Raw genomic sequence first — 16,528 nt, forward strand, 5'->3', positions numbered from 1 at the left:
CTACCCGTAGACGACCGTGACCGGCGCGTGGTCCGACCAGCGTTCGGCGTGGGTGGCCGCGCGCTCCACGTACGCCTTCAGCGCGCGGTCCGCGAGGCCCCGGGTGGTCATCTGGTAGTCGATCCTCCAACCGGTGTCAGCGTCGAAGGCCCGCCCCCGGTACGACCACCACGAGTAGGGGCCGTCGACGTCCGGGTGCAGGGCGCGCACCACGTCGACGTAGCCCCCGTCGGCCGGGTCGAGGACGCGGGAGAGCCACTCCCGCTCCTCGGGCAGGAAGCCGGAGTTCTTGGTGTTGCCGCGCCAGTTCTTGAGGTCGGCCTTCTCGTGCGCGATGTTCCAGTCGCCGCAGACGACGACCTCGCGCCCGTCGGCGGCGGCCTTCTCCCGCAGCTCCTTGAGGTACACGAGGAACTCGTCCATGAAGCGGATCTTCTCGTCCTGCCGCTCCGTGCCGACCTCGCCGGACGGCAGGTACAGCGAGGCGACCGTCACACCGGGCAGGTCCGCCTCGACGTACCGTCCGCTGCCGTCGAACTCCGCCGAGCCGAAGCCGATCCGCACCCGCTCGGGCTCGCGCCGGGTGTACAGGGAGACGCCCGCGCGGCCCTTGGCGGCGGCCGGCGCGTGCACCACGTGCCACCCCTCGGGCTCCCGCACGGTCTCCGGGAGCTGCGCCGCCTCGGCCCGCACCTCCTGGAGGCACAGCACATCGGCGGAGGTCCCGGCGAGCCACTCCACGAAGCCCTTCTTGGCGGCGGCGCGGAGTCCGTTGACGTTGACAGAGGTCACAGTGAGCACCAGGGCACGATACGACACCCGCAGGTCCGGGCATGTTTTACGGTATTCGTCATGGAAATCCGCCGGGTCCCCTACGACCACCCCGACGCCGTGAAGCTGGACGCAGCAGTCCAGGCCGAGTACGACATCCGCTACGGCGACGGCGGCGACGCCACCCCGATGGACCCCGCGGACTTCCGTCCCCCCAACGGCACGTACCTGATCGCCTACGACGCGCTCGGCGTCCCGGTCGCCTCCGGCGGCTGGCGCGTCCAGGACGCCAACGAGGAGGGCAACCGGGACGGCGACGCCGAACTGAAGCGCATGTACGTCGTGGAGGAGATGCGCGGCAGGGGTCTCGCCCGCCGCATCCTCGCCGCCCTGGAGGAGGACGCCCGCGCCGCGGGCCGCGTCCGCATGGTCCTGGAAACCGGCACCAAGCAGCCGGAGGCCATAGCCCTCTACACCTCCAGCGGCTACGAGCCCTGCGAGAAGTTCGGCTACTACCGCTTCCACGAGGAGAGCCTCTGCTACGCGAAGACGCTGTAGTGAGGCATACAGGAGGTGCGCCTCACTCACTGCACAGCTAGCGCTTTCAGACACCATCGAAGAAGACCTGTGGAGGGAGTGGTTCACAGCGTTCCCGGGATCCGAGCCCAGAGACAGGGACCGCGGATTCCGCTGCTGAATACCGTCCCCTGCGTGGCATCGGCACTCCGACTGGCTGCCGCTGGAGCCGGGCCCAGCGCTACATGTCGCGGAAGTTCTCCACACTGCGCTGCGGCACCAAGACGTGGGGATGGAAGCACATCAAGGCCCGCCACGGCTGGAACACGAGCATGGACAAGAAGATCAGCGCGGCGATCTGGTCCGGGGAGCCCAACGGCCGCGGCGGGTTCTCCACCTACACGAACTCCTGCCCGAAGATCGAGAAGTTCCGGACGATCATCGGCACGCCGGCAGGGAAGAATGACCTGCTGACGGCGCACAAGGTCGACCAGACCCGCGCGGCAGCCGCCGCCAAGTGTTGACGCCTTACACGGCTCGGGAGAGGAGGTGAGCGTCCATGGCGGACCGGACACCGGCCGAGCAGGCGCTCGCCCGTTCGTACACGACCGGTGACGGCAGCACGAGGTTCGCCGTCACCGAGCTGTCGGTGGAGCACCGCCCGGGTGGTGCCGTCGTGCTGGCCTACCGGCTCACGGTGGAACGCGCCGGGCGAGAGGACGAACGCTGGGCCGTCACGCTGCCCTGGGAGGACAGCTCCTTCGCCGACGTCCTCGCCTCGCCCGCCCCGGACCCCGAACGGCTTCAACAGCTTGTGCACCTGGTACATGCGCTGCTGGAGGAGTGGTGGGACACCAAGGGGAACAACAGGCAGTCGGCGAAGATGGGGCACCGCCTCCCCTGAGAATGTCCCTACGAGCTTCGGCTCACCCGGACACCGGTCTTCAGCGGGCCACCCTCCCGTCTCCGCCGTCCCGGGTGGTGCCCATGCGCCGCCCGGGACGGGCCGCAGCCGGGTCGGTGGCCGTCACTCCCGCCGCGCCGTCTGCTCCCGCTCCGCCGCCGTGCCCTCGCCCTTCGCACGGCTTGTGGCCAGACGGCCTTCGCGGCGTCAGGGCAACCCGGCTGATCCGCGCTGGGCGGAGCGGGCGGCCTGACGCGCCCTCACGTGAGGCCGCTCACACCTGCCGGCCCGCGGCCCACGTATGCTCTCGAAGCTCCCGACAAGTCGAAGCCCCGACCAGGTAAACCCGGTCGGGGCTTCGTTGCGTGGACCTGAGGGGATTTGAACCCCTGGCCCCCTCGATGCGAACGAGGTGCGCTACCGGACTGCGCCACAGGCCCTTGCAACGAGTGAAACTTTAGCATCCCGATCGGGGTGCTCAAAAATCCGTTGGCCGGGTGCTACTCGTTCGCGGCCTTGGGGCGGTCGCCGTCCTCGTACTGGTCGAAGAGCGGGGTGCGGCCGCGCTCGCGGGAGCGGCGGGCGGAGGCGGCGCGGCGGGCGTCGGTGCGGCCGTCGTCCGCGTCCCGGTCGTCGGCCGCCGGGGGCTCCGGCTCCGCGTCCGCCTCCTCGGCCGGTACGGCGCTGGAGCGGGCGGAGCTCCAGGTGTCCGGGGCGCCGAGGTCGACGTCGCCGGAGGCGCGCGGGGCGACCGGGGCCGTCACGTACGTGGGGAGCGGGACGGGGACCGGGTCCCAGCTGTCGCCGCCCTGGCCGGGCCGCCTGCTGCGCTCGCGCTGCTGGTCGACCCACTCGGCGTGGTCGGTCTGCTCGACCAGCGCGCGCCGGTCCGCGGCGAGCGCGGACAGGCCGGGGTCGGTGTCGGCGCCGGCTTCCGGGCCCTCCGGTTCGTCCGGGTCGGCCTCGTCGACGACGGGACGGCGGCGGGGCCGCCGCTCGCGCAGCCGCTGGGCCGCGACCTCGGCCTGGCGGCGGTCCATCTGGTAGGCGAACCGGCGGCGCTCCTGGGAGCGCAGATAGGCGATGTAGGCGCTGAGCAGCACGGCGGGCACGCCGGGCGCCCAGAGGAACGCGAGACCGCCGACGGCGGCGACGACCGCGCCGAGCGTGAAGGCGAGGAACAGCATCGTGATGGTGCGCCGGCGGCGCGCGAGCACCTTCGAGCGCCGGGCGCGTTCGGCGGCGGCCTGCGCGGTCCGGTCCCGGCGGGCGGCGTCCGGGGAGCGGCGCGCGGCGGGGACGCGGGCCTGGGCGGCGGCGCCGCGGGCGGCGGGCCGCTCGTCGCGGGAGGCCGGCCGCTCGTCGCGCGGGGCGGGGGCCTCGGGCGCGTGCGGTTCGCCGCGCTCCTGCCGCTCCTGCCGCTCCTGCCGCTCCTGCCGTTCCTGCCGTCCCTCGGGCGGGGCCGGCACGGACACCTCGGTCTGCGGGCGGGTCTGGGACACGGCGAAGGCCCGGACGTCCACCGAGTCGGTGATCGCATCCGGGTCGTGGACGCCCTGCTCCCCCTCGTCGGCGGAGCGCGTCCGCAGGTCCTTGGCGTACCGGCGCTCCATGCCCGCCCGTCCGGACAGCAGCCGGATGGCGGTGCTGAAGCGTTCCGTCGGACGTGCCTCGTTCAGCTCGTCCTGCCTACGGAGCCACATCGGCACCAAGTAGGCGGCCCAGGCCCCGACGATGACTGCGTAGATGAGGCCGCTGCTGCTCACGTCTCACACCGTAGAGGGGTTTGCACGGGGCCATAGGCCAATTGGGCCGGTGTGTCGCACGATCTGGCTGATATTTCGAACTTTTCTTGTGATGGATGCGATCAGACAGTCGCCGGATCCCGGTAATTGCCGGTTCCGAGTCGGTCATCCCGTGCCGCAATTCGAACGTATATTCAATTACCGGGCCCGTGCGGGATTCCGCGGTCGCGCTGTTCGCGTCCGGGCAGCTCATGGCGGGACCGCTCCTGCGCGCGGGTGCGGCGCCAGCGGGCGAGGAGACCGTCGGGGACTTCTTCCGCGGTGAGCGCGAAGACGAGATGGTCGCGCCACGCGCCGTCGATGTGGAGATAGCGCGGACGCAGCCCCTCCTCGCGGAATCCGAGTTTCTCCACGACCCTGCGGCTGGGCCCGTTCTCGGGGCGAATGCAGACCTCGATGCGGTGCAGTCCGACCGTGCGGAAACAGTGGTCGACGACCATCGCGACGGACGTCGGCACCACGCCCCGTCCGGCGACGGCCTCGTCCACCCAGTAGCCGATGTGCCCGGAGCACATGGAGCCCCAGGTGATTCCGGCGACCGTCAACTGCCCGACCAGACGCCCCTGGTACTCGATGACGAACGGCAGCATGCGGCCCGCGCTGGCCTCGGAGCGCAGGTGGCGCACCATCTGCCGGTAGGTGGGGCGGTGGGTGACGGGGCCGCTGGGCGTGGGCGGCGGGATGGTCGCCTCCCAGGGCCGCAGCCAGTCGCGGTTGCGGCGGTTCACCTCGCGCCAGGCCTTCTGGTCGCGCAGCTTTATCGGCCGGAGGACGATGTCGCCGTCCCTCAGTTCCACGGGCCAGTACGGGGGGTTCAGGTCGCACCCCCGGAGCCGGCGTCCGGGCGGGGGTGGTCCCCGCCGCGCAGCTGGTCCACCGCGTGCCTCAGCAGCGGCTCCAGGACGGCGAGGCCGTCCTTCACCCCGCCGCTGGAGCCGGGCAGGTTGACGATCAGCGTGGCGCCCGCGACGCCCGCGAGACCGCGGGAGAGGGCCGCGGTGGGCACCTTGTCCCGGCCGTAGGCGCGGATGGCCTCGGCGATGCCGGGGACCTCGCGGTCGATCACCCGGCGGGTGGCCTCGGGGGTGCGGTCGGTGGGCGAGATGCCGGTGCCGCCGGTGGTGACGACGACGTCGTACCCGGCGTCGACGGCGGCGCGCAGGGCGGCCTCCACGGGGTCGCCGTCGGGGACGACCCGCGGGCCGTCCACGGCGAAGCCGAAGCGCCTGAGGCCGTCGGCGATCAGGGGGCCGCCCGTGTCCTGGTAGACGCCGGCAGCGGCGCGGTTGGACGCCGTGACGACGAGGGCCCGGTACGGGGCCGCGGAGGGCGTCATGACCGGCTCCAGTCGCCCGACTTGCCGCCCGTCTTCTCCTCCACCCGCACGTCCGTGATGACCGCCTCCTTGTCGACCGCCTTGACCATGTCGATCACGGTGAGCGCGGCCACGGACACCGCGGTGAGGGCTTCCATCTCGACGCCCGTGCGGTCCGTCGTCCGTACGGTCGCCGCGATCTCCACGGCGTCGTCCGCGACCGACAGGTCCAGTTTCACACCGGACAGCGCCAGGGGGTGACACAGCGGGATGAGGTCGGGGGTGCGTTTGGCGCCCATGATGCCCGCGATGCGCGCGGTGGCGAGCGCGTCGCCCTTGGGCACGCCCTCGCCGCGCAGCAGCTCGATCACGCGGGGCGCGACGAGCACGCGGCCGGTGGCGCGCGCGGTGCGCGCGGTGACGTCCTTGGCGGACACGTCGACCATGCGGGCGGCGCCCGCCTCGTCGATGTGGGTCAGACGGGACTGGTCGTCGGTGGGTCCGGGGGTGTCCCCCCGGGATGGCACGGTCATGATCGTGTGGCGCTCCCGGTCCTGGCCCGGCGCGGTGCGGGGCGCGGGCCTGCTGTGCGCGACACGGTACCGCCCTCGGGCGGTGCTCAGCCGAGCAGGACCACCTCGACCTCGGTGCCCGGCGCCACGTCCTCGACGTCCTCGGGGACGACGACGAGCGCGTTCGCCCGGGCGAGGGCGGCGACCAGATGCGATCCGGCGCCGCCGACGGGCGTGACGACGCCGTCGGCGTAGCGGCCGCGCAGGAACTGGCGGCGGCCCTTCGGCGAGGTCAGCGCCTTCTCGGCCCTCAGCTCGGCGCGGACGCGCGGCCGGTGGACGTCCTTCAGCCCCATGAGGGTGCGGATGGCGGGGCGGACGAACAGCTCGAAGGAGACGTAGGAGGAGACCGGGTTGCCGGGGAGGGCGAGCAGCGGGGTGTGGTCGGGGCCGACCGTGCCGAAGCCCTGCGGCTTGCCCGGCTGCATGGCGAGCTTGCGGAACTCCACGCCGCCGCCGGGCTCGTCCTCGTCGCCCGCGTGCGACAGCGCCTCCTTGACGACGTCGTACGCCCCGACGCTGACGCCGCCGGAGGTGACCATCAGGTCGGCGCGGACCAGCTGGTCCTCGATGGTGTCGCGGAGCGTCTCGGCGTCGTCGGCGACGGCGCCGACGCGGTAGGCGATGGCGCCGGCGTCGCGGGCGGCGGCGGTGAGGGCGAAGCTGTTGGAGTCGTAGATCTGGCCGGGGCGCAGCGGCTCGTCGGGCTGGACGAGTTCGCTGCCGGTGGAGAGGACCACCACGCGCGGGCGTGGGCGCACCCGGACCGTGCCGCGGCCGACGGCGGCGAGGAGGGAGATCTGCGGCGGGCCGAGGACGGTGCCGGCCTCCAGGACGCGGTCGCCGGCCCGTACGTCGCTGCCCTCGGCGCGCACATGGGCGCGGGCGGGCGCGGGGCGGTAGACGCTGACCTGTCCGCCGGCGCCCTCGGGGGCGAGGCTGCGGGCGCGCATCCCGGAGGCGGGGCCCTCGCCGAGTCCGCCGTCGGTCCACTCGACGGGGACGACGGTCTCGGCGCCGGGCGGGAGCGGGGCGCCGGTCATGATGCGCGCGGCCTGTCCGGGGCCGACGTGCACGGGGTCGGCCGCGCCCGCCGCGACGTCGCCGACGACCTCGAGGGAGGCCGGGTACTCCTCGCTCGCGCCCGCGACGTCGGCGACCCGGACCGCGTAGCCGTCCATCGAGCTGTTGTCGAAGGGGGGCAGGGAGACCGGGACCGTGACGTCCTCGACGAGGACGCAGCCCTGTGCGTCGAGGAGGTTCAGCTCGATGGGGTCGAGCGGGCGGACGGTCGCGAGGATGTCGTTCAGGTGCTCGTCCACCGACCAGAGGTGGTCCGCTTCTGCGGTGCGGGGCGCGGCGCTGCTCAACGTTGCTGCATCTCCTCGGTGACGAATCGCTGGAGCCAGGCCCGGAAGTCCGGTCCCAGGTCCTCACGTTCGCATGCGAGACGGACAATGGCACGCAGGTAGTCCCCGCGGTCGCCGGTGTCATAGCGGCGGCCGTGGAAGATGACGCCGTGCACCGGGCCGCCGAGCGTGGCGTCCGCGGCGAGCTGCTGGAGGGCGTCGGTCAGCTGGATCTCGCCGCCGCGGCCGGGCTCGGTCTTGCTCAGCACGTCGAAGACGGCCGGGTCGAGGACGTAGCGGCCGATGATGGCGTAGTGGGAGGGCGCCTCCTCGCGGGAGGGCTTCTCGACCAGTCCGCTGAGCCGGACGACGTCGGCCTCCGTGGTGGCCTCGACGGCGGCGGAGCCGTAGAGGTGGATCTGCTCGGGGGCCACCTCCATCAGCGCGACGACGCTGCCGCCGTGCTCCTGCCGCACCTCGATCATGCGCTGGAGCAGCGGGTCGCGCGGGTCGATCAGGTCGTCGCCGAGGAGGACGGCGAAGGGCTCGTCGCCGACGTGCGGGGCCGCGCACAGCACGGCGTGGCCGAGGCCCTTCGGGTCGCCCTGGCGGACGTAGTGCATGGTGGCGAGGTCGCTGGACTCCTGGACCTTGGCGAGACGCTCGCCGTCGCCCTTGTTCTCGAGCGCGGACTCGAGTTCGTAGTTGCGGTCGAAGTGGTCCTCGAGGGGGCGCTTGTTGCGGCCCGTGACCATGAGGACGTCGTCGAGGCCGGCGGCGACGGCCTCCTCGACCACGTACTGGATCGCCGGCTTGTCGACCACCGGCAGCATCTCCTTGGGCGTGGCCTTGGTGGCCGGCAGGAACCGGGTGCCGAGACCGGCGGCGGGGATGACAGCCTTGCTGATCCGCGGGTGTGACTGAGACATGGGCGACACCCTAGCCGGTGTCTTTGCACTGAATCTGTGACTCCGCTGAAAAAATCCTAATATGAGCACATTAAGCCAGCACAAGGATCGACTTGAGACATGACCGAGGCCAGCCCGAACCTGACAAGCGCACGCGACGGCGTGAAGTCCTCCAGGTGAGAAACGGATTGACGGCCGATGACGTTCAGGAGCATGCCGCGTCCCTGGCCCGCCGGGCGCTCGCCCTGCCCGAGCTGGCCGAGGCCCGCACGGTGGCCGCGTACGTCTCCGTGGGGAGCGAACCCGGCACCCTCACGCTGCTGGACGAGCTCCGGGCGCGGGGCGTGCGGGTGCTGCTGCCCGCGCTCCTGCCCGACAACGACCTGGCGTGGGGCGTCTACCGGGGCCCGGACTCCCTGCTGCCCACGCGGCACGGCGGCGGGCGGATGACGCTGCTGGAGCCCGCCGGGGAGAGGCTGGGGCCCCGCGCCGTGACGGAGGCGGACGCCGTGCTGCTGCCCGGCCTCTCGGTGGACGCCCGCGGAATGCGCCTGGGCCGCGGCGGCGGCTCCTACGACCGTGTCCTCGCCCGCCTGGAGCGGGCCCGCGTGCGTCCGGCGCTCGTGGTGCTGCTGTACGACTGGGAGGTCGTGGAGCGGGTGCCGGAGGAGCCGCACGACCGGCCGGTGGACGCGGTGGTGACCCCGTCCGGGGTGCGGCGGTTCGGCCGGCCCGCCCCGGAGGCCTGAGAGCCGCCCCTCCTCGGAAGAGCCTGAGACACGACGGCCGGCCTCCACGCGCGCGTGGAGGCCGGCCGTCGTGTCCGCGGGGTGCGGCGGAGGGTCAGGGCTTGAGCACCAGGGTGTCGGTGGTGGAGTCCTCGACCGCCTTCTCCGAGTAGGACCACTCCAGCAGTTCGCCCTCGGCCCACTTGTCCGTCTGGTCGACGTAGTGGGCGTTGTAGGCGTGGCCGGAGGATCCCGTGAGGTTGATCCAGCGGGACTTGTCGAGGTCGTCGAGGTTGACGACCATCCGCATGGACGGCACCCACACCACCCCGTAGCCGCCTGCGGCGTTCCAGCCGGTGGCGTTGACGGTGGCCTCGCCGCCGCCGAGCTTCCACGGGCCCCGGTTGAGCACGTACTTCACGAAGCCCGGGCCGTCGCTGCCGAGCGTCTGGTTGTCCAGGAACAGGCGGTGCAGGCGGCCCCAGTTCCAGGTGTCGATGTCCTTGCCGAGCTTGGCGGTCAGCTCCCAACGGGCGTCGATCATGGCCCGCTTGAACAGCTCGTCACGGTTCTCCGCGCCGGGCCGGGTGCCGCGCTTCGGCGTGGTCCACCACTCGCTGTCCTCGTCGGCCATCAGCCGGCGGACCACCTCGAACCAGCGGTCGCCGCCGTCCGGCTGCGCCTGGCTCGCGGAGCGCTGGCCGCACTCGCGGACCTTGCCCGCCTCGTCGGCCGGGCCGGTGGTGTTGACCGGCTCGACCCACAGGCACTGGCCCTTGACCCGCAGCTCCTTGGGCAGCTTGTGACCGAAGGACAGCTTGAGGATGTTGCGCCAGACGGAGTTGAAGTACGCGGCGGCGGCCGAGTCGGCGTCCTGGGTGTAGTCCCAGCCCTCCAGCAGCTTCTGCGCCTCGCGGACGTGCTCGTCACCGACGTCGATCTTGAGCAGTTCGGGCACCAGCAGCTTGGCGATGGAGCTGGAGTTGTCCAGCTGCATCTGCCGCATGTCGTCCGTGGAGATCTTCCCGCCGTCCTTGATCTTCGACTGGATCAGGTCGTTGATCCGCTGGCTGCGGGCGCCGTAGCCCCAGTCGGTGGTCAGCGTGTACGGGTAGTCCTCGCCGACGACGGCCTGGTTGGCGGTGACGATGTAGCCGCGCTCCGGGTCGAACTCGTAGGGCAGTTCGTCCTGGTCGACCCAGCCGGTCCACTCGTAGTCCGGGTCCCAGCCGGGGGCGGGGACGGAGCCGTCGTGCTGCTTCGCGCGGGTCGGGATCCTGCCGGGCAGGGTGTAGCCGATGTGGCCCTCGGTGTCCGCGTAGACGAGGTTCTGCGAGGGCACCTCGAACAGCTCGGAGGCCTCGCGGAAGTCGTCCCAGTCCTGGGCCCGGTTGATCGCGAAGACGGCGTCCATGGTGCGGCCGGGGTCCAAGGCGGTCCAGCGCAGCGCCACGGCGTAGCCGTCGCCCCGGTCGGGGGCCGCGCTGTCGACGGCGGCCTTCTTGCCGGCCTTCACCAGCTCGTCCGAACGGTCCGACAGCAGCGGGCCGTTGTTGGTCTCCCGCACGACGATCTTCCGTGAGGCGCCGCCGGCGACCTTGATGGTCTCCTCGCGCGTCTCGAACGGCACCACCTTGTCGCCGTACTGGTAGCCGTCGCCGGTGATCTTCTCCAGGTACAGGTCGGTGACGTCGACGCCGGAGTTGGTCAGGCCCCAGGCGATGTCCTGGTTGTGGCCGATTATGACGCCCGGCATGCCGGCGAAGGTGTAACCCGTGACGTCGTAGCGGCACTTGTCGGAGACGCTGCGGCAGTGCAGGCCCATCTGGTACCAGACGGACGGCAGCGAGGCCGACAGGTGCGGGTCGTTGGCGAGCAGCGGCTTGCCGGAGACGGTGTGCTGGCCGGAGACGACCCAGGAGTTGGAGCCGATGCCGTCGCCGTTGACGCCGACGGCGGTGGGGACGTCCTCCAGCACCTGCTGCAGGCCGGTGAGCTGGCTCTCGAAGCCGGCCGCGTCGCCCTCCGCGCCGGTGCCCGTGCCGCCTTCGGCGCCACCGCTCCCCGTGCCGCCGCCGAGCTCCGAACCGGCGCCCTCGCCCGATCCGGACTGGTCGCCGCCGCCGTCACCCTCGCCGTCGCCCGATCCGGAACCGCCCGCGGCCTCGAACGTGCCGCTGCCCTCGTCGTAGCCGCCCTCCTGCACGATCGGCTTGTTCCGGCTGTACGGGTACGAGGGGTACAGGTCGGCGATCTGCTTCGGGCCGAGGCGGCTGGTCAGCAGCGCCCGGTCGATCTCGTCCTGCATGTTGCCGCGCAGGTCCCAGGCCATCGCCTTCAGCCAGGCCACGGAGTCGACCGGCGTCCACTCGCCCGGCGCGTAGTCGTTCTCGAAGCCCAGCGCCGCGTACTCGAGGGAGATGTCCTTGCCCTCCTTGCCCTCCAGGTAGGCGTTGACGCCCTTGGAGTACGCCTGGAGGTACTTCTTGGTGGCAGGGGAGAGCTTCTCCTCGTACTCCTGCTTCGCGATGCGGTCCCAGCCGAGGGTGCGCAGGAACGCGTCGTTGTCGACCTGGCTCGCGCCGAACATCTCCGACAGCCGGCCGGACGTCATGTGCCGGCGCACGTCCATCTCGTAGAACCGGTCCTGGGCCTGGACGTAGCCCTGCGCCATGAACAGGTCCTCGTCGGAGGAGGCGTAGATCTGCGGGATGCCGTAGCCGTCGCGTCTGACGTCGACGGGCCCGGACAGTCCCTCGAGGGTGATCGACCCCGTGGTCTGCGGGAAGGAGGCGCGCACGGTACTGACGGACCAGTACGCCCCGTAGGCGACGCCTCCGATCAGGGCCAGCACCAGGACGAGCACGATGAGGCGGCCCTTGCGCCCCTTCTTCCTGCCGGACGTGCCGGCGGCCTGCTGACCCGTGGAGGCGGCGGTGGTGTCGGTGGGCATCGCTGTCCTTGCTGTCCTAACGCGAGCGGCAGGTCGGGCTGTGCTTTTAACTGAGCGCTGGAGCAACGATAGGCGCAGGGCTCCGCGCCCCTTGACGCGGAGTGGGGAACCAGCCCGGACGGGCGTTCGATCTTGCCGCCTTTCGCGTCAAGAACGCGTCAAGAGTTAGGTAAGGTAACGAAGTAGTTCGCCGTGACAATCGAAGCGGTTCGCCCGGAAAGCGGGCGCATCGCCCGCGACGGACGCGCGCTCCCTGACGGGTGCGCCTGGGCCGGGAAGGGAACGCCGCTGACTGTCCACCACCTCAACCAGCTCCTGCTCGTCTGCTCGCTCGTCCTGCTCGTCGCCGTGGCGGCGGTCCGGGTCTCCTCGCGCAGCGGGCTCCCCAGCCTGCTCGTCTACCTGGGCATCGGCATCGCCATAGGCCAGGACGGCATCGGCGACATCCAGTTCGACAACGCCGAGTTGACCCAGGTCATCGGGTACGCGGCCCTGGTCGTGATCCTCGCCGAGGGCGGTCTGGGCACCAAGTGGACCGAAATCAAACCGGTTCTGCCCTCGGCCGCCGCGCTGGCGCTCGTGGGCGTCGCGGTCAGCGTCGGCGTGACGGCCACGGCGGCGCATCTGCTGGTCGGCCTGGAGTGGCGGGCGGCGCTGATCATCGGCGCGGTCGTCTCCTCGACGGACGCGGCGGCCGTCTTCTCGGTGCTGCGGAAGGTGCCGCTGCCCGCCCGGGTGCGGGGCACCCTGGAGGCCGAGTCCGGCTTCAACGACGCCCCCGTCGTGATCCTCGTGGTGGCCTTCTCCACGTCCGGCCCGGTCGACCACTGGTACGTGCTGATCGGCGAGATACTCCTGGAGCTGGCGATCGGCGCCGCCATCGGCATCGCCGTCGGCTGGCTCGGCGCCTGGGGACTGCGGCGCGTGGCCCTGCCCGCCTCCGGCCTCTACCCGATCGCCGTCATGGCCATCGCGATCGCCGCCTACGCGGCCGGCGCGCTCGCCCACGGCAGCGGCTTCCTCGCCGTCTACCTCGCCTCGATGCTGCTCGGCAACGCCAAGCTGCCGCACTGGCCCGCCACCCGCGGCTTCGCCGAGGGGCTCGGCTGGCTGGCCCAGATCGGCATGTTCGTGCTGCTCGGTCTGCTGGTCACCCCGCACGAGCTCGGCGACGACATCGTGCCGGCGCTGGTCGTCGGGCTGGTGCTGACCATGGTGGCCCGGCCGCTCAGCGTGGTGGTGTGCCTGGTGCCGTTCCGGGTGCCCTGGCAGGAGCAGACCCTGATGTCCTGGGCGGGGCTGCGCGGCGCGGTGCCCATCATCCTGGCGACCATCCCGATGGTGCAGGGCGTCGACGGCAGCGAGCGGATCTTCAACATCGTCTTCCTGCTGGTCGTCGTCTACACCCTGGTGCAGGGCCCGACGCTGCCCGGGCTCGCCCGGCTGCTGCGGCTCGGCGACTCCGGCGCCGCCGATCTGGGCGTCGAGTCCGCGCCCCTGGAGCGGCTGCGCGGCCATCTGCTGTCCGTCACCGTCCCCGAGGGGTCCCGGATGCACGGCGTCGAGGTGGGCGAGCTGCGGCTGCCCGCCGGGTCCGCCGTCACCCTCGTCGTGCGGGACGGCACGTCCTTCGTGCCGACGCCGGAGACGATGCTGCGGCGCGGGGACGAACTCCTCGTCGTCGCCACCGACCCGGTACGGGACGCGGCGGAGCGCCGGCTGCGCGCGGTCGCCCGGGGCGGCAAGCTCGCCGGCTGGCTGGGCAACGGCCGTGACTCCGAAGGATCGCAGGCCGGACGCTGAGAGGGTGCTCACTTTCACAGGCGTGCGCGTCTGAGTCCCCTGTATCATGAGGCGACCCCAGATCGAACCAACTCTGCCTGACGCAGAGCTGGCGCGACCGTATGGCGGCCGGGCGCCCTGAGCTGTGGCGCCGGTATCTACCGCAGTCAGCGCAAGAGGACAGCTCTCGGCGTGCCCGCGCGACCTCGCGCGGGGCGCTACCAGGTGGCGGAAAGGCACGGGCCGTGGCATCCACGGTCACCACGTCGAAGGACTCGGCGGCCACCTCCCGACCGGGATACGGCCGCCTGCTGCGCACCCGCGGCGCGTGGACGTTCCTGCTCCCCGGCTTCGCGGCACGCCAGCCGTTCGCGATGCTCACCCTCTCCATCGTGCTGCTCGTCCAGCACACCACCGGCTCCTACGGCGCGGCCGGCGCCGTAGCGGCCGTCACCGGTGTCTCGATGGCGCTGTTCGCCCCGTACACGGGGCGGCTCGCCGACCGCCACGGCCAGCGCGCCGTGCTGGTGCCGGGCGTGCTGGTGCACGCGGCGGCCGGACTCGCCCTCACCCCCCTGGCGCTGAACGGCGCTCCCCTGTGGGCGCTGTTCGCCGCGGCCGTCCCCACCGGCGCCTCCGTGCCGCAGGTCGGGCCGATGGTCCGCGCCCGCTGGGGCGTCCGCCTCAAGGGCTCCCCGCTGATGGCGACCGCCGCGGCCTTCGAGTCCGTCACCGACGAGTTCACCTTCGTCGTCGGCCCGCTGCTCGCCACCGCCCTGTGCACCACGGTCGACCCGTCCGCGGGCCTGGTCACCGAGGCCGCGCTCACCCTGGTCGGCGGTCTGCTGTTCGCCGCCCAGAAGGGCACCCAGCCGCCGGTCGCCGTGTCCGCCGACGGCCACGCGCGCGTGCGGCACGCCTCCGCGCTGCGGGTGCCCGGCGTACGCGTGCTGATCGTGACGTTCCTCGGCATCGGCTCCGTGTTCGGCGGCATGCAGGTGTCCCTGGCCGCGTTCACCGAGTCCATCGGCGAACCGGGCCTCAACGGCGTCCTCTACGGCGTCTTCGCCGCCGGCAACATGCTCGCGGGCCTCGCCTGCGGCGCGATCGCCTGGAAGGTCGCCCCGCGACGCCGCCTGATCGTCGCCTACACCGCCCTCGCGCTGGCCGCGTCCGCCCTGTGGACGGCCGACTCGGCGCTGCTGCTGGGCACGCTCGGCCTGCTGGTCGGCATGTGCATCGCCCCGGCGCTGATCACCGGCTACACGCTGGTGGAGAGCCTCGTCCCGGCGGGCGCCCGCACCGAGGCGTTCACCTGGCTGACCGGCGCCGTCGCGCTGGGCCAGGCCGTCGCGGTCACCGTCGCCGGACAGTTCGAGGACCGGCTGTGGGACGGGGCCGGATTCCTGGTGCCGATGGGCGGCACGCTGCTCGCCCTGGTGACCCTGCTGGCGCTGCGCTCGCGGCTCGCGGGTGCTCCGCGCGGGCGTACCGTCGCACGTGGCATCGGTCACCGCGACCCCGTCGCAGTGGACTAGGCCCGCGGAATGCGTCACTATGGACCGTCGTTAGCACTCATTGAGTGAGAGTGCCAGGAGGAAGACAGTGCCGACCTACCAGTACCAGTGCACCGAGTGCGGCGAGGGCCTCGAGGCGGTGCAGAAGTTCACCGACGACGCCCTGACCGAGTGCCCCAGCTGCCAGGGCCGTCTGAAGAAGGTGTTCTCCGCGGTCGGCATCGTCTTCAAGGGTTCCGGTTTCTACCGCAACGACAGCCGCGGCTCCTCGTCGAGCTCCTCGCCGGCGTCGTCGAAGTCCTCCGGATCCTCGTCGTCGAGCTCCTCGTCGTCGGACTCCGGTTCGAGCTCGTCCTCGTCCGGCTCCTCCGGCAGCTCGACGAGCACCACGGCGGCGTGACCGCCTGACGTTTCGCGCTTCGCAGGGCCCCGTCGTCTTCGGACGGCGGGGTCCTCGGCGTTTCCGGGTCCGGGTCCGGGACCTGGGGAGGGCCCGGGGACGGCTGACGGGGCGCTCTCCCGGTGCATGGGCGTGCCGTTAGGGTCGGGCCATGGCGAACATGGCGAACGCCGAGATCGGCGTGATCGGCGGATCCGGCTTCTACTCCTTCCTCGACGACGTGACCGAGGTCCAGGTCGACACCCCCTACGGGGCGCCCAGCGACTCCCTCTTCCTCGGCGAGGTGGCCGGCCGGCGGGTCGCCTTCCTGCCCCGGCACGGGCGCGGCCACCATCTGCCCCCGCACCGCATCAACTACCGCGCCAACCTGTGGGCGCTGCGGTCGGTCGGCGTGCGCCAGGTGCTGGGTCCGTGCGCGGTGGGCGGCCTGCGCCCCGAGTACGGCCCGGGCACGCTCCTGGTGCCGGACCAGCTCGTGGACCGCACCAAGTCCCGGGTCAACACCTACTTCGACGGGCTGCCGCTGCCCGACGGCACCGTGCCGAACGTCGTCCATGTGTCCCTGGCCGACCCCTACTGCCCCACCGGTCGGGCGTCCGCCCTGAAGGCGGCCCGCGGCCGGGACTGGGAGGCGGTGGACGGCGGCACGCTGGTCGTCGTCGAGGGCCCGCGCTTCTCCACCCGCGCCGAGTCGCTGTGGCACCAGGCGCAGGGCTGGTCGGTGGTGGGCATGACCGGGCATCCGGAGGCGGCGCTCGCGCGTGAGCTGGAGCTCTGCTACACGTCGTTGACCCTGGTCACGGACCTGGACGCGGGCGCCGAGACAGGTGAGGGGGTCTCCCACGACGAGGTGCTGCGGGTGTTCGCGGCCAACGTGGACCGGCTGCGGGGGGTGCTGTTCGACGCGGTGGCGTCGCTGCCGTCGGCGGAGGAGCGGGACTGTCTGTGCGCTTCGGCGCTCGGGGGGATGGATCCGGGGTTCGTGCTGCCGTAGGCGGGGGCCCGCCC

The 16,528-nt window shown here is 72.2% G+C and carries 16 protein-coding genes and 1 tRNA gene; 8 read left to right on the top strand and 9 right to left on the bottom strand.

The window, feature by feature from the left end:
* Complete coding sequence (locus AY578_RS13635) at positions 1-801, bottom strand: exodeoxyribonuclease III (protein ID WP_136239567.1); 801 nt, start codon at positions 799-801, stop codon at positions 1-3.
* Positions 802-852: 51 nt separating this feature from the next.
* Between AY578_RS13635 and AY578_RS13640 the strand changes: the two genes are divergently transcribed.
* The 3 genes from AY578_RS13640 to AY578_RS13650 all read left to right on the top strand — a co-directional run bounded on the left by AY578_RS13640 (position 853) and on the right by AY578_RS13650 (position 2,191).
* On the top strand, positions 853-1,329 hold the full coding sequence (locus tag AY578_RS13640; protein WP_136239566.1) for a GNAT family N-acetyltransferase: 477 nt from the start codon (positions 853-855) through the stop codon (positions 1,327-1,329).
* A gap of 203 nt (positions 1,330-1,532) precedes the next feature.
* Positions 1,533-1,811 carry a hypothetical protein gene (locus AY578_RS13645; protein ID WP_240801112.1) on the top strand — a complete coding sequence of 93 codons (279 nt, stop codon included), beginning with the start codon at positions 1,533-1,535 and terminating at the stop codon, positions 1,809-1,811.
* 35 nt (positions 1,812-1,846) lie between these two features.
* A complete protein-coding gene (locus tag AY578_RS13650) occupies positions 1,847-2,191 on the top strand; it encodes a hypothetical protein (protein WP_136239565.1) in 345 nt (114 codons plus the stop codon).
* A gap of 366 nt (positions 2,192-2,557) precedes the next feature.
* On the opposite strand, the gene AY578_RS13655 is transcribed toward AY578_RS13650, so the two are convergent.
* From AY578_RS13655 to galU, 7 genes are all read right to left on the bottom strand, one after another.
* Positions 2,558-2,631, bottom strand: a tRNA-Ala gene (locus AY578_RS13655).
* Between the two features lie 60 nt (positions 2,632-2,691).
* Positions 2,692-3,957, bottom strand: a complete 1,266-nt coding sequence (sepX, locus tag AY578_RS13660; RefSeq protein WP_215048043.1) for a divisome protein SepX/GlpR — start codon at positions 3,955-3,957, stop codon at positions 2,692-2,694.
* A gap of 173 nt (positions 3,958-4,130) precedes the next feature.
* Positions 4,131-4,793, bottom strand: a complete 663-nt coding sequence (locus tag AY578_RS13665) for a GNAT family N-acetyltransferase (RefSeq protein ID WP_037953348.1) — start codon at positions 4,791-4,793, stop codon at positions 4,131-4,133.
* A gap of 17 nt (positions 4,794-4,810) precedes the next feature.
* Positions 4,811-5,332 carry a MogA/MoaB family molybdenum cofactor biosynthesis protein gene (locus tag AY578_RS13670; RefSeq protein WP_028959613.1) on the bottom strand — a complete coding sequence of 174 codons (522 nt, stop codon included), beginning with the start codon at positions 5,330-5,332 and terminating at the stop codon, positions 4,811-4,813.
* Positions 5,329-5,844: a cyclic pyranopterin monophosphate synthase MoaC gene (moaC, locus tag AY578_RS13675; protein ID WP_019524183.1), complete on the bottom strand. Its 516-nt coding sequence runs from the start codon at positions 5,842-5,844 to the stop codon at positions 5,329-5,331. Before moaC ends, AY578_RS13670 begins: the two co-directional genes overlap by 4 nt.
* Before the next feature lie 86 nt (positions 5,845-5,930).
* Entirely contained in the window at positions 5,931-7,253 is a 1,323-nt protein-coding gene (glp, locus tag AY578_RS13680) for a molybdotransferase-like divisome protein Glp (RefSeq protein WP_258902397.1), read from the bottom strand.
* The gene (gene galU, locus AY578_RS13685; RefSeq protein ID WP_019524181.1) at positions 7,250-8,161 is read right to left on the bottom strand and encodes a UTP--glucose-1-phosphate uridylyltransferase GalU; all 912 of its coding nucleotides are present in this window, start codon (positions 8,159-8,161) and stop codon (positions 7,250-7,252) included. The genes glp and galU overlap by 4 nt, the downstream gene beginning before the upstream one ends.
* Before the next feature lie 92 nt (positions 8,162-8,253).
* Between galU and AY578_RS13690 the strand changes: the two genes are divergently transcribed.
* Positions 8,254-8,889: a 5-formyltetrahydrofolate cyclo-ligase gene (locus tag AY578_RS13690; protein ID WP_078504557.1), complete on the top strand. Its 636-nt coding sequence runs from the start codon at positions 8,254-8,256 to the stop codon at positions 8,887-8,889.
* A 94-nt stretch (positions 8,890-8,983) separates the two neighbouring features.
* On the opposite strand, the gene AY578_RS13695 is transcribed toward AY578_RS13690, so the two are convergent.
* Positions 8,984-11,821 carry a penicillin acylase family protein gene (locus AY578_RS13695; protein WP_136239618.1) on the bottom strand — a complete coding sequence of 946 codons (2,838 nt, stop codon included), beginning with the start codon at positions 11,819-11,821 and terminating at the stop codon, positions 8,984-8,986.
* Positions 11,822-12,049: 228 nt separating this feature from the next.
* Between AY578_RS13695 and AY578_RS13700 the strand changes: the two genes are divergently transcribed.
* From AY578_RS13700 to AY578_RS13715, 4 genes are all read left to right on the top strand, one after another.
* Entirely contained in the window at positions 12,050-13,624 is a 1,575-nt protein-coding gene (locus AY578_RS13700; protein WP_051101641.1) for a potassium/proton antiporter, read from the top strand.
* Between the two features lie 224 nt (positions 13,625-13,848).
* A complete protein-coding gene (locus tag AY578_RS13705; protein ID WP_258902398.1) occupies positions 13,849-15,141 on the top strand; it encodes an MFS transporter in 1,293 nt (430 codons plus the stop codon).
* Positions 15,142-15,208: 67 nt separating this feature from the next.
* A complete protein-coding gene (locus AY578_RS13710) occupies positions 15,209-15,520 on the top strand; it encodes an FmdB family zinc ribbon protein (RefSeq protein WP_026243722.1) in 312 nt (103 codons plus the stop codon).
* 160 nt (positions 15,521-15,680) lie between these two features.
* Complete coding sequence (locus AY578_RS13715; RefSeq protein WP_037778488.1) at positions 15,681-16,514, top strand: S-methyl-5'-thioadenosine phosphorylase; 834 nt, start codon at positions 15,681-15,683, stop codon at positions 16,512-16,514.
* Positions 16,515-16,528 lie beyond the last annotated feature (14 nt).

Source organism: Streptomyces thermocarboxydus, from assembly GCF_024760485.1.
Taxonomy (GTDB): Bacteria; Actinomycetota; Actinomycetes; order Streptomycetales; family Streptomycetaceae; genus Streptomyces; species Streptomyces cellulosae.